Origin of the sequence: Brucella sp. NBRC 12953 (assembly GCF_040369775.1) — a bacterium.
Lineage (GTDB): Bacteria > Pseudomonadota > Alphaproteobacteria > Rhizobiales > Rhizobiaceae > Brucella > Brucella pseudogrignonensis.
Window position 1 is genome coordinate 36386 of the sequence record NZ_BAABSV010000016.1, and the last position, 13147, is coordinate 49532.

Consider the following 13147-nt stretch of genomic DNA (forward strand, 5'->3'; position numbering starts at 1 on the left):
GTCTCGTTCCGGCCAGTTGCAGGCTTGGGGGAGCTACTTCTTCGGGAGGAAGTCCTTGCAGTTCTGCTTTGTAACAAGCGGAGCATCAAGATAGACGGTCTTGGACGGAATAACCGTTGCCGCATCTTCCTTTTTCACGACGATGTTTTCAATCCATTCACCGGTCTGTGCGCCCATCTTTTCAAAAGGCTGGGAAACGGTTGCAATCATAAGGCTATCCGGCTTGCAGACTTCCTCGACTGCCTGTGGATGGCCATCGATACCGATGACTTTGACATTCTTCAGACCGGCCGCATTCAGAGAGTTGATTGCCGCCTGTGCTGGTTCATCCCATGGAGCCCAAACCGCATTGATTTCTTCACCAAACCGCGAAGCATAGTCCTGCATGGAACTGGTCGTGTCTTCAAAGAAAGCGGTATAGTCGATGTTGTGCTCTGCAAGGATCTTCACTTCCGGATACTCTTTCAACACCGTAGCCATGATATCACCGCGCTTACGCGTGCCGTGATGTTCTGCCATACGCAGGAAGATGAGGTTGCCCTTACCACCCATTTCATTGAGCAGATAAGGCGATACACTCGCTGACATTGCCCAATTATTGGTGGTGACATCGACGAGAACGCCATCAACCTGTCCGCTGTCGATCGCGAAGACCGGAATTTTCGCGGCAACAGCTGAATCGATAGCGGCACGCGATGCACGCAAGTCGGACATGCTCACGATTATTGCATCAACGCCGCGCGATGCTGCATCCTGAATATTGGAAGCGGTACGCTCGCCTGAACCACCGCTATCCAGCACACTGATATTCCAATCTTTATTGGTATCCTTCAGCCAGGCGTCGAAACCCGCCTTGGCGCGTTGCTCAGACTGCGCGGCAGCATTGGAATGCACCCAGGCAACATTCGTCGCCGATGCGCTAGCGGTGCCCATCAGCACGGCCATGGCTGCAACAGCAACAGTTTTCTTGATAAATCCTGATCCCATTATTCCTCCCCGAAGCGGCGTGGTTGTATCCACTGCGCAACTTCAAATTGTTGAACTTGACCTCATGCACGAACAAAAGCCGTGCCCCGCACTGACTTGCTAATCCTCCTGAACTGCCGCGATACGGCCATCGGTCTCTGCTCCTCCAGAGAACGATGTTTTCCTTCCGCTAATGCTTCAGCTCCGCATTCCAATTGACCCGTTCGCTCTTTCGCGCTCTTGTCCGCCAGAATGTTTGGTATTAAGCGTCGGCAAATTACAAATGTCAAATAGAATTACATTTGTAATTTTGATCGATGATTGAAGTGAGGGACGAATGAGTGAATCTGAAGACAGCCTAATGGTACGCGTGGCATGGCTCTATTACGTTGGAGGATTCAACCAGGAGGCGACTGCTTTAAGACTGGGATTAACGCGTGCGCGCGTCAATAAAATCCTCGGAGAGGCCAGAGAAAGCGGCCTTGTCAGCATATCGATAGACCATCAGAACGCAGGAACATTGCCTCTGGAAAATGAGCTTATGCGGCGGTATGAGCTCGATTTTTGTATTTCGACACCACCATTTGGCTTCGACGCAAACGATGATACCGCATCCGAAATCCGCAAACAGGTTTCCTTTCGTGCCGTTGGCGTTGCTGCAGCAACTTACCTAAAGGACTTTCTCGCGGATAATCAGGAAGCGACCATCGGAACCGGTTGGGGTCGAACTATTGAGCAGATGACATTACAACTTGCGGGTGTGCGTTCGCCGCAAGCGCGTTTCATCTCAGTGATGGGATCTTTGACAGCAAACTCTGCTTATAACCCGTTCGAAGTTGTACATATGCTCGCGCGGCGCACCGGTGGCCAGGGCTTTTTTCTACCCGTACCATTTATCGCCGATTCTGCAGAAGACCGAAAAGTTTTGATTTCGCAGCGCTCTGTTGCCCATGCCATGGAAATAGCCCGGACGGCTTCGGTATGTTTTATCAGCGCCGGCGAGTTGACCGAGGATTCACTGCTGCGTCGCCAAAACATGTTGAGCAAAGCAGAACTTGAAAGCCTTCGAGCTGCAGGCGCAATTGGTGATACAAACGGCATCTTCTTCGATAAGGACGGTCATCAAATTGACCACGAAATGAATCGACGAACGATTGCCCTCGGCTTTTCAGAACTGCAGAAAATTCAAGTCGTCCTACTCATTGCAGGTCAAGAAAAGGCAGTGGCAGCTAAAGCACTGCTTAAAAGTGGCATCGTCAATGGGCTTATAATTGATGGTGACGCAGCAGAAGCACTGAAGAATATTTCGTAGGAAGTTCAAAATCAGTATTGGCCAGAGCATTTTTAATCGCAAGTTCTGACATCAATTCCGATATCAGCATATGGCAAAATAGTTTTTGCCATATGTTTACCATCCGCCACCACAGCATCTCCAACAGCATTGAAGGCCCATTGGCGGCACCTGTATTTTTCTTATTACCATCCCTCTTGCAGTACCGATTCCAGCGTATCCGCGAAGTAATCAGCGCTTTCTTGCGTGAGGCAAAGAGGGGGTTTGATCTTGAAAATATTCAGGTGGTCACCCGTCGGCTGCATGATGATGCCAAGTTCAAGCAATCGGTCACATAAAGCCATCGTTTCTTCGGTAGCAGGCTCCAACGAAACATGATCCCTGATAAACTCCAACCCCATATAAAGTCCCATACCATGAACAGCACCTATCAATGAATATTGCTGTTTTAGACCTTGCAGACGTCCCTTGAGATGATCGCCTACCTTAAGTGCATTGGCCTGAAGTTGTTCATCTTCCATAATGTCGAGAACAGTATTTCCAACGACTGACGAGACTGGACTGCCTCCGGCAGAGGAAAAGAAATAGCCTTCCTTTTCCAGCGCATCAGCAATTTCCTTGCGCGTAATCACTGCGCCAAGTGGATGTCCATTGCCCATGCCTTTTGCGATAGTGATGACATCTGGCACAACCTGCTGTTGCTCAAAGCCCCAGAAATGATGGCCTGTACGGCCGTAACCTACCTGCACTTCATCAGCGATGCAAAGCCCGCCTCGTGATCTGATTTCCTGATAGACCCTCTTCAGATAGCCGTTGGGCAGTGGAATTCCGCCCGCATTCCCGTAGATCGGTTCACAGATGAAGCCCGCAAGCCCCTCGCCTGATGCATCGAGCGCAGAAAGCTTATCGAGCACAGTCCCAATATATTGTCCGGCAGTCATGTTCCCGCGATAGGTATTGGGAGAGACCACCGCATGCACCCATGACGGCCGCGTTCCAAGAGCATTGGGATTATCGGCAGTTGATGTTGAAACCGCATCGCTCCCCACCGTCCAGCCATGATATGCTTCAAGTAACGAAACGATATTGCGCCGACCCGACCATGCCCAAGCAAGTCTCAATGCCAGATCATTTGCCTCAGAGCCGCTATTGACCAGAAAAACAGTATCGAGCCCATCGGGCGCCAAATCCGCAAGTCTTTCCGAAAAATCAGCCACTTCCGAATAGTGAAAGCGCGAATTGGTATTGAGTTTCAACCACTGCCTATGAACATTTTCTGCAAGGCGCGGATGGCCATGACCGATAGTGGTCACGTTATTGACCATATCGAGATATGCACGTCCCTCAGTATCGAACAAATGCTCTTTCCAGCCGCGTTCAATTTGCGGGGGATTTTCGTAATAATGCTTCTGCGTACCGGCAAGACTTTTGTAGCGTTTCTCAAGCAGTGACGCGGGTCGCATTGAAGATGCGTCGATAGATAAGCCGAGAAATCCTGCGGCAGATGGGCAAAGTTCCGACCATGCCGCAGCCTGCGATGGTTTGGCGAATTGCGGCAGTGCATCAGACAGAATTTCGGATTGTTGAACGTAAATGATGCCCAAGCCGCCCTGATCATTGCGAGCCACACCGAGCACATCACCCGAAGATACCGAATGCGCTAATCCATCGCGTATGTCCAAGCCATTCAAATGCAGATTGCTCTCACCATTTCGTAAAATGAGAGACCCATCGGCAAAATCCGCACTCCCATCGAAAGGCGCAACTATTTTTGTTCCTGCGGGGACACAAACTGCAATATGCAGTGCGAAGCTTTCTGGTTCAGTGCGGCTGTTAACCCGGGTGCGTGTTAGTCGATACTCACCATATCTCGTCAGGCTGCATCCCGTCTTACGGGCGGCATCGAATAAAATTTGCTGTTCTATATTGCTCGAATTCCAGTTCCCAGCCACGAAGGCGGAATAATCGATCGAAAGCTCGACTTGCGTTGCAGAGTTGAGATCAACACTCGGAACGATAGACTTTCTATTGGCGTGGTGCTTGGCCTCGAGATCAATATCCAGCGCGTGGAATATTGCCTTTTCCATCAGTTCGAATGGCACTGAAGTCGCTGTCTCGAAGATGATCCGTTCATGTGCGGCATTGGCCGCTGCATAATCATTACTCGGATCAAGTCTCAGTTGCTGATGCGATGCTGCAAGCAACACGCAGGCGCGCGCGACAATCAGAGGCCAGAGGGCGACAAGCTCTTCTTTCTCCAACGGACAAACGGCATGAAACGCCTTCACAGCTGGGAGAATTGAGAAAGGGTCTCTGTCTCCATGATGCAGCAAAGACGCACATGTTGTCGCCAGCTCGGCAATCAGCCAGCCTTTCGTCATATCCCCAAAATCAATTACCGCATAGGGCAAGACAGACCCTGATGTCTCTCTTCGGCCAACAACATTATCATCCGTAATGTCATGGTGAATCACCTGAACACGTAACCCCGCCTTTACAGGGTCAAGCCGCTTTTGCACTTGTTCCATCGCCACAAGAATGGGGACGGCAACCGAGCTGGGATCACTATCCTGCAGCAAGAAAGGTATCGCCGCCTCAGCATAAGCCAGATCCCACGGTGATTTTTTCACAGCGCCTGGATGCGAAAAATCTGCCAAAGCGTGCGCGACATTCCCTGAAAGGGTACCAAGCGATTCAATCGCAGTACCGTTCAAATATTTGCGCGCCGTCAGCGTTTCGCCTTCGATAAAGCTCAGCAGACGAACATGATAATTTTCCGCTCCAACGGTAGCAGCACCGATGAATTCGCCATTTCGACAAGAGATGACTTTGGGAATAACAAATGAACTATCGAAACCATCGTCCTGTTTTGAAGCGAGATGCTGCAAAATCGCATTCTGCGCCTCGAGTTCAACGCGCGGATATTCGCTGCGGCTGATTTTGAGGACATAGCTTTCACCAGCAATGCCAACCTTAAAGTTCCGGTCCTGCTGGCTACCAAGCTCACGCAACTCGCCCTTCAGCCCGTAAACTGAACTAAGAATATCCGCAGCTTCCTCAATTGTAAGGCTCGGACGAGGCAATTCAGCTTTCGAAAAAAGGGACATTTCAGACATAGGGCTTTCCAATAGAAAATGGTTCGACGGAGCGACACATACGACGCGCCTTAAAGAAGGCGCATCGACGTTTGGCCACGACTTATCGCCTATTATATCGGGCGTAGTAGCGCTCAATGCGGGACTGAATAAACTCGAACGAGATGGAGAGCATCCAGTAAATCATGGAAGCGGTGATCAGCATTTCGATGTGTCTGAACTCGGTCTGGCCTTGAGTTCTTGCAACATACATCAGTTCCCAAACACCGATTACCGAAACAAGCGACGAGTCCTTCAACATCGCAATGAACTGGTTGCCTGTTGGTGGAATGATGATCCGCATGGCTTGCGGCAGAATGACAAGCCACATCGTCTGTGCCGAGCCGAGACCAAGTGCCGTGGCACCTTCCTTCTGCCCGCGCGGAATGCTTTCAATACCTGCACGGAAAATTTCAGTCATATAAGCGCCATAGCAAAGCGAAAGCGCGAGAATGCCCGCAGGGATCGCACCGATCACATAACCAATCTGTGGCAAGCCAAGATAGATAATATAGATCTGCATCAGGAGCGGCAGACCGCGAAAAAGCGACGTATAGAACGTCGAAAGACCGTAAATGACGCCGTTCTGCGATAGTTTTGCTATCGCGCCAATAAGCGCAATAATGGTCGCTATCACGATGGAAATCGCGGAAATATAGAGTGTCGTTACCGTTCCCTGTGTGATCAGGAAACCGATCTTACGTGCGATAAACGAGAACGACAGATCAAACGAGTAAAAGAAGAGCATCAGCAGGACGAAGAGTTCGGTCCATACCGCGACAACCTGCTGATTTCTCGATAGTCGCTTCAGTAGTTTCCAGTTCAGAAACAGGATCAGAGAGATGGAAAAGGCTGACAAAACCCTTGCAACAGCGGGGTTTTCCTTCACCCAGTCGGCAAGCGGGGGTACTATTGTGCCCAGCCAATGTGCACTAATGCCAATTGAATAAAGCGCTACCATTGTGATTGCGAACAGCACAAGACCGCCAAGCCTGCGCGCTGTATCGGGGTAGTTGAGAATGAAACGTCCAAGCATGAACGGCCTCCTTCAATTCGGTGTGCACCCTGTGCCGATAGGCTTAACGGATGTCTTTTTGTTCTGGGGGATAAATTTTCTTAGAAACAAGCGGCTGATCAGGCAGAGCGTTCTCGCCACTTGTCCTGTACCTGCAGTTTCCAATAGGTAAGTTGAGCAACTGCGAGACCAGCGTAACCGCCCGCCCAGACCAAGCCAAAAGGCTCAAAAAGCTTGTAACGATCAGTCATACCAAGAATTCCTTCGGCCACCAGCTTGCCACCAATAGCGGTGGTGTTCAGGCCATGACCGCCAAAGGCCGTGCAGTACCATACTCCACTCGGCATTTTTCCGATTTGGGGCATGAGGTGGCGCGCATATGCCATCAGGCCAGACCATGCGAGTTCTGTCTTGAGTCCAGACAGTTGCGGATAGGTGCTTGTCATTTCATGACGCAGCTCTCGCACCAGCCCCTCAGTTGAGGCGGCGCGGGTTGTTATGCGGCCACCCCACAATACGCGCCTGCCACCTTCAATGAGCCTGTAATAATCGCCAGCTCTGCGACTATCACCGATCGCCGCTGATGTTTTGATAGCTTCGCTGATGAGATCAGGAGCAACTTCAGAAACCATGACATAGGTTGCTATCGGCAAATAGGATCGTTGAAGTTTCTTATTCAAACCACCCGTATAACCACCTGTGGCGATCACCAGATTTTTGGCCTGAACTGAACCTCGGCTTGTCCGAACCATTTTCTGCGCATTCGAAACGTCGATTGATTGCGCTGCGGAATTCTCATAGATCTTACCACCAAGACGCTCGATTTCCTGAGCGAGAGCACGTGCATAATTGAGTGGATGAATGTGAAACGCCTTGGGATCGCGAATGGCCTGATAATAACGTTCAGACTTCAACACCGACTGAACTTCATCCCGCGACATATATTCAAGGTGGTAGTTGAAGTCTCTCTTTGCCTCCGCCACTTCGGCCTGCAAAGCGGGTGCATCTTCATAGCGCTGTACGCTGATCAACCCATGCTTGGGATCTGCAGACGTGATATTAAGATCGCGAATTGTTTCGCCAACAAATTCCATGCCCTCTACCGAGAGCCTGTGGAGCTTTTTCGCAGCATCGTCGCCCACTTTTGCAGCGATCTTATCATGACCGGTTGCAAAACCGGGACTGACAAAACCGCCATTGCGCCCCGAGGCGCCAAAACCGACACTCTTGGCTTCAAGAATGATAACAGACTGTCCCTGCCGCACCAGTTCCAACGCGGTTGTCAGACCGGCAAGACCAGCACCAATAATGAGGGTTTCACACTCCTCATTGCCAACAAGGGCTGCGCGTTCTTTGATATCAGCCATGGTTCTGAAGTAATGCGTGTCAGGATAGGACATCTTGTTACCAGTCTGAATATATTGATTTTTTCCATTTTCAATTCACAACCGGCCTGCCTCGCAAGGCAAAGCCGGGATTTTATGATGAATTGATCGGGAAATCTGATGTGCTTTTATCGGAAGCAATTAGTCTTTGCTGTAATCCGCGCCGTACCACTTGGTCGTAAGCGTTGCGAGGGTTCCATCATCCTTCATCTGCTTGATGATTTCTCCGATCTTTGCAGTCCATTCAGGATCATTCTTTTCTGCAATTACAACCAGCGGCTCGCGGAATGCATAACCACCTTCGAGAACACGAACCGGATAGCCATTCTTGATAGCAGTCTGAGCTGTCTGTTCTGGTGCAATAACTGCATCCAAACGCACACCATCGCCCAAACGAAGGTCGTCAAACGGCATCATGGAGTCTTCAAAGGTACGAACTTCGCCAGGAGTGACTTTGTATTCAAAAGCCGGAAGATCAGGCGCATCAATTTCAAGGCGACGGTTGATGAAATCTTCAGACGTGGTCCCGGTTTCAACCCCAATCACCTTGCCGTTCAGATCGTCGGTCGAATGCGCTTTGCTGTCCTTATGTACGACATAAACATAGGGGCTGTAATAATAGATTCCAGCAAAGTCGATAGCTTGTGCGCGTGCTTTGGTTGGCGTTACTGAACCAACGCCAACATCATAACGTCCCTGCCAGTGACCACCGGTTAGCGTTGGCCACTCAGGAGTTTCAAAACGGACTTTAACACCCAAACGCTTGCCGATTTCATTGGCCACATCAATATCGAACCCAACAAGTTCGTTATTGTCATCAAGAAAACCCTGTGGAGGCCAGCCCACATTGGTGGCGACTACCATTTCCTTTTTCTCATTTACACGATCCAGAGTGGGACCGGCATGTGCCATTCCGGAAAACAAAAACAATGACGCTGATGCGATTGCGAATAGCTTATTCAAGTTACCCTCCGTTGGTGCGGTTATATTTGTTAGGTCAGTGCAGGATCTGGCTCAGGAACAGCTTGGTGCGTTCATGCTGCGGGTTGTCGAAGAACTCGGCTGGCGAATTCTGCTCAACGATCTGACCCTGATCCATAAAGATCACGCGGTTTGCGACCTGACGGGCAAAGCCCATTTCGTGCGTTACGCAGATCATCGTCATGCCTTCGGCAGCAAGGCTCACCATCGTATCAAGCACTTCCTTGACCATTTCCGGATCAAGTGCCGAGGTCGGCTCATCGAACAGCATGACCTTCGGGCTCATGCAAAGCGCGCGGGCGATCGCCACACGCTGCTGCTGACCGCCTGAAAGCTGGCCCGGATATTTGTTGGCCTGCTCTGGAATTTTCACGCGTGCCAGATAGTGCATCGCGATTTCTTCCGCCTGCTTCTTTGGCATTTTACGAACCCAGATCGGTGCGAGCGTGCAGTTCTCCAAAATGGTCAGATGCGGGAAAAGGTTGAAGTGCTGGAACACCATGCCGACTTCGCGGCGCACTTCGTCGATCTTCTTGAGATCATTGGTGAGTTCAATACCATCAACAATGATCTGGCCCTTCTGGTGTTCTTCCAGACGATTGACGCAACGGATCATGGTTGACTTGCCGGAACCCGAAGGCCCAGCAACAACGATGCGTTCGCCACGCATGACCTTCAAGTTGATGTCACGCAGAACGTGGAACTCGCCATACCACTTGTGCATGTTCTTGATCTCGATGGCCACATCGGTCTTCGAGACTTCAAGTTTAGAACGATCGATTTGGAGTTGTTCAGCTGTGTTTGTCATAGCATCACCCGTGAGCAATCATGACATGACGCACAGTGGTATAGTCCTCAAGTGCGTAGATAGACATGTCTTTGCCGTAGCCGGACTGTTTCAAACCGCCATGCGGCATTTCATTGGTCAGCATGAAATGTGTATTAATCCAGGTGCAGCCATATTGCAGGTGCGCTGCAGCTTTAAGGCCCTTGCTGATGTCTTTGGTCCAGACGGAAGACGCCAGGCCATAATCACTGTCATTGGCCCACGAAATCGCCTGTTCCTCGTCGACAAAGCGCGTCACCGAAACCACTGGACCAAAGACTTCACGCCGGACAATCTCATCGTCCTGCAACGCTCCGGCAACCACAGTCGGTTCAAAGAAGAAGCCCTTCTCTCCAGAAGGCTTACCGCCTGCGGTTATTTCGATATGCGTGTTCTCACGAGCCCGTGCAACAAAGCTATCTACACGATCACGTTGGCGACGCGATATAAGCGGTCCCATCTCATTTTGTGCGTCATCATCGAGATTGAAACGAATGCTGGAAACAGCACCTGATAAATCCGCAACAAGGCGATCGTAGATCCGCGCGTCGGCATAGATACGACAGGCTGCTGTGCAATCCTGACCGGCATTATAGAATCCGAATGTTTTGATGCCTTCGACGACCGCATCAATATCGGCATCTGCCATAACAATCACGGGCGCCTTGCCTCCCAATTCAAGATGCGTCCGCTTCACTGACTTTGCTGCCGCCTGCAAAACCTTCTTACCGGTTGCAACATCGCCAGTAATGGAAACCATGTTGATTGACGGGTGATTGATAAGAGCGTTTCCGACAGTTTCTCCGCGCCCAAGTACGACGTTCACAACGCCCGATGGCAGAATATCGGCCATCACTTTGGCCATTTTCAATGCAGTCAAAGGCGTCTGTTCTGATGGTTTGAAAACAACTGTGTTACCACCAGCAATAGCCGGAGCAAGCTTCCAGGCCATCATCATTAATGGATAGTTCCAAGGGGCAATCGACCCGACAATCCCCACAGGATCGCGGCGGATCATGGACGTATGACCGGAGAGATATTCAGCAGCAATCGGCCCCTGCATGTTACGGACAGCACCTGCGAAATAGCGGTAGCAATCAATAACTGCAGGTATTTCATCATTCAAAACAGCGTGATACGGTTTACCGCAGTTCAGTGCTTCGAGCGCAGCAAAACCTTTGGCATCTCTTTCGACTGCGTCGGCAATTTTAAGCAGATAACCCGAGCGTTCCGCAGGCGTTTTATGAGACCAGCATTGAAATGCCTTTTCCGCGGCGTCGACAGCCTTGTCGACCTGTCCCAATGATGCTTCAGCCAGATGCAGAACAACATCCCCGGTTTTCGGATTGAGAACAAGTTCCTCATGTTCTGTTCCCAGTTCGAACCGGGAGCCGATAAGCATTTCTGAATCCATTACATTCTCCGGAGAAATTACGTCTGTTTCCGTTGTTTATTCTTGACATGACGTCTAAGAGGCTACGAAAAGCAGAACTTATCTGAGCTGGATAAAAAACCGCGCACGACCTCGCCTGCTCCACCGGCTGAGAGTGGAAGATGAAATCAATCCGGGTTTGGGATTATCGCAAAACTTGTCTGAGCAGCGATGAAGACGTCTAGATGCAGCTCACAATATTAGCTGATCAAGGCACATGAAACATGTTCGCATTACTCTCTCCATTGTGCCGTTTTCGGCTTTTCGTTCCTTGGAGATGAAGTTATCTGAACGAAAAACATTCGCAAATTCATTTATTAGAAAGCAGGTATCGGTTTTTCCGATTGATGTAACAAACCCGCACCTTAAAGCCAGCTCTATTTAAGAAATTTCATTTTAGAACAGATATTTAATCGAATTCTTTTTGTCAAAGATCATGTTAGCGTTGCCTTCCAGAACGCGCTGCTTCTGCAATTCCAATAAAATCGCGAGCGGATTGGGGAAGACTCGAGCCTTTTCGCCATACCATTCCAATCTGCACGATTGGCAGAGAACCAGATACATCTCGGCTTTCGATACGGTCACCTTCAAGCGACCAGGGGCGATAGACGAGATCAGGCAGAAGGGCCACACCAGCGCCGGTTGCCACTAAACTACGCACAGCTTCAACAGAACGGGTTCTGAAGGCCACATGCGGCCTCGCCCCAAGCGCTGCGAGAAGCTTTCCAGTATTTTCCTCGATTTCATCGACAGTGAGCATAATCAAAGGCTCTTTGGCCACATCGTCAATTGATATTCCGTCAACCGATACAAGCGAGTGCCCTAACGGCAACCACAACCGATAAGGCGATGTTTCGAGAATTTCGGCATGAAGTGCCATTCGATCCCGAAGACTTGAGATAACCACAACCGCCACATCGAGTTCACCGCCAATAAGTAGGTGTTCCAGATAAGAACCGTTGTCTTCAATTGCACTCACTTCCACATCGGGAAACGCCCTTCGATAGCGCGCCAGCAGATCAGACAGAACATAGCCCGCAACCAGTGATGTGACGCCGAGATGCAGTGTTCTTTTTTCAGTCACCTGCTTGCTTGAAAATGAGCGTCTTGCGTCAGAGACATCCGCCAATATTTTGGTCGCATGGCGCATAAACTGATGGCCATTGTGAGTAACGATCAAGCCACGCGGATGGCGCTCAAACAAGGTAACGTTGAGATCAGCTTCAAGTTCTTTGATTGCCTCTGTGATCGACGATTGGGAAATTGATAGCGATTGCGCGGCACGCGTAACAGAACCCTGCTCAGCACATGCGATGAAATAGCGTAACTGCCTAAGCGTGAACATTTCTCTGCAACCGGTATTCTGGAAATCGCATTAAGATCGAGCCATTTAGTGGTTAGTCAACCTCTCATAACGATTATTTGCTTACAATGACACTAGATATCGACTTCTCAAGAGCCGAAAATCAGGGGCCTCACGCGCTTTCTTATCAACGATCAGATGTAAAATTTCCTTGATGGCGCAGAACACAGAACGGGCGGGCGCACTGATTTTGGAATGATCGGCCAGTATGATGGTTTTTGCTGAATTGCGCACCATAGCCCGCGCTATTTCCGCGCCGTGGATAAAATGGTTCATAGCACCGAGCTCCGGGTCAATACCCCATGGGGCTAATAGAGCCACATCTGCTCGATAGCGATGAATGTCATTGATCGTGGATGCGCCCCAAGTTTCCAGTGGATCTTGACGAACATCACCGGATAGCAAATGGACCTCATAACGGTGATAAGTATTGCTTTCTCGCCAAGAGAACAGGCGCGCTACGTCGATTGAATTGGTCAGGATATTGAGGCCAGAAAGACCGCGATGATTAGCCAACACTTCCGTCATTTCGAATTTCCGTGGGGAGAAAAGGATCGACAATTGATGGGCGGGGCGGGGCGCGCCGATCATATCGAAAATGCTTTTTTTGTAGCACGCACCATTGCTTCGGGCGAAGTATAGCTCCCAGCACTCACAACTGGTTTTGAGGTGAGCTATTTCGCAAACGAAACCTAGTCTTCGTGAAAGCTTTTCTGTGAACAACGCGAGGTCTGGCTGTCACTAGACCAATTGG

At 50.1% G+C, this 13147-nt stretch carries 10 protein-coding genes; 1 reads left to right on the forward strand and 9 read right to left on the reverse strand.

Going from position 1 to position 13147, the window contains the following annotated elements:
• Positions 1–33: 33 nt before the first annotated feature.
• Positions 34–987, reverse strand: coding sequence for a sugar ABC transporter substrate-binding protein (locus ABWV94_RS23130; RefSeq protein WP_353415521.1), 954 nt, complete (start codon positions 985–987; stop codon positions 34–36).
• 316 nt (positions 988–1303) lie between these two features.
• On the opposite strand from ABWV94_RS23130, the gene ABWV94_RS23135 reads away from it, so the two are divergent.
• The gene (locus tag ABWV94_RS23135) at positions 1304–2278 is read left to right on the forward strand and encodes a sugar-binding transcriptional regulator (RefSeq protein WP_105519797.1); all 975 of its coding nucleotides are present in this window, start codon (positions 1304–1306) and stop codon (positions 2276–2278) included.
• A gap of 164 nt (positions 2279–2442) precedes the next feature.
• On the opposite strand, the gene ABWV94_RS23140 is transcribed toward ABWV94_RS23135, so the two are convergent.
• The 8 genes from ABWV94_RS23140 to ABWV94_RS23175 form a co-directional block, all read right to left on the reverse strand.
• The gene (locus tag ABWV94_RS23140) at positions 2443–5373 is read right to left on the reverse strand and encodes an aminotransferase (protein ID WP_353415522.1); all 2931 of its coding nucleotides are present in this window, start codon (positions 5371–5373) and stop codon (positions 2443–2445) included.
• Positions 5374–5455: 82 nt separating this feature from the next.
• Positions 5456–6427 carry an amino acid ABC transporter permease gene (locus ABWV94_RS23145; RefSeq protein ID WP_353415523.1) on the reverse strand — a complete coding sequence of 324 codons (972 nt, stop codon included), beginning with the start codon at positions 6425–6427 and terminating at the stop codon, positions 5456–5458.
• 98 nt (positions 6428–6525) lie between these two features.
• Positions 6526–7806, reverse strand: a complete 1281-nt coding sequence (locus ABWV94_RS23150) for an NAD(P)/FAD-dependent oxidoreductase (protein WP_353415524.1) — start codon at positions 7804–7806, stop codon at positions 6526–6528.
• A 126-nt stretch (positions 7807–7932) separates the two neighbouring features.
• Positions 7933–8754, reverse strand: coding sequence for a transporter substrate-binding domain-containing protein (locus ABWV94_RS23155; RefSeq protein ID WP_064321982.1), 822 nt, complete (start codon positions 8752–8754; stop codon positions 7933–7935).
• 34 nt (positions 8755–8788) lie between these two features.
• Complete coding sequence (locus tag ABWV94_RS23160; RefSeq protein ID WP_113160332.1) at positions 8789–9580, reverse strand: amino acid ABC transporter ATP-binding protein; 792 nt, start codon at positions 9578–9580, stop codon at positions 8789–8791.
• Between the two features lie 4 nt (positions 9581–9584).
• Positions 9585–11012 (reverse strand): gamma-aminobutyraldehyde dehydrogenase, encoded by a 1428-nt coding sequence (locus ABWV94_RS23165; RefSeq protein WP_113498160.1) that lies wholly within the window; start codon positions 11010–11012, stop codon positions 9585–9587.
• 457 nt (positions 11013–11469) lie between these two features.
• Entirely contained in the window at positions 11470–12375 is a 906-nt protein-coding gene (locus tag ABWV94_RS23170) for a LysR family transcriptional regulator (protein ID WP_007879876.1), read from the reverse strand.
• An 81-nt stretch (positions 12376–12456) separates the two neighbouring features.
• Positions 12457–12921: a DeoR/GlpR family DNA-binding transcription regulator gene (locus ABWV94_RS23175; protein ID WP_162761730.1), complete on the reverse strand. Its 465-nt coding sequence runs from the start codon at positions 12919–12921 to the stop codon at positions 12457–12459.
• Between the last annotated feature and the right edge of the window lie 226 nt (positions 12922–13147).

Bases quoted from the DNA above. Each gene is read 5' to 3' on its own strand.
- ABWV94_RS23130 (WP_353415521.1), bottom strand. From the start codon at position 987: ATGGGATCAGGATTTATCAAGAAAACTGTTGCTGTTGCAGCCATGGCC.
- ABWV94_RS23140 (WP_353415522.1), bottom strand. From the start codon at position 5,373: ATGTCTGAAATGTCCCTTTTTTCGAAAGCTGAATTGCCTCGTCCGAGC.
- ABWV94_RS23160 (WP_113160332.1), bottom strand. From the start codon at position 9,580: ATGACAAACACAGCTGAACAACTCCAAATCGATCGTTCTAAACTTGAA.
- ABWV94_RS23145 (WP_353415523.1), bottom strand. From the start codon at position 6,427: ATGCTTGGACGTTTCATTCTCAACTACCCCGATACAGCGCGCAGGCTT.
- ABWV94_RS23150 (WP_353415524.1), bottom strand. From the start codon at position 7,806: ATGTCCTATCCTGACACGCATTACTTCAGAACCATGGCTGATATCAAA.
- ABWV94_RS23165 (WP_113498160.1), bottom strand. From the start codon at position 11,012: ATGGATTCAGAAATGCTTATCGGCTCCCGGTTCGAACTGGGAACAGAA.
- ABWV94_RS23170 (WP_007879876.1), bottom strand. From the start codon at position 12,375: ATGTTCACGCTTAGGCAGTTACGCTATTTCATCGCATGTGCTGAGCAG.
- ABWV94_RS23135 (WP_105519797.1), top strand. From the start codon at position 1,304: ATGAGTGAATCTGAAGACAGCCTAATGGTACGCGTGGCATGGCTCTAT.
- ABWV94_RS23175 (WP_162761730.1), bottom strand. From the start codon at position 12,921: ATGACGGAAGTGTTGGCTAATCATCGCGGTCTTTCTGGCCTCAATATC.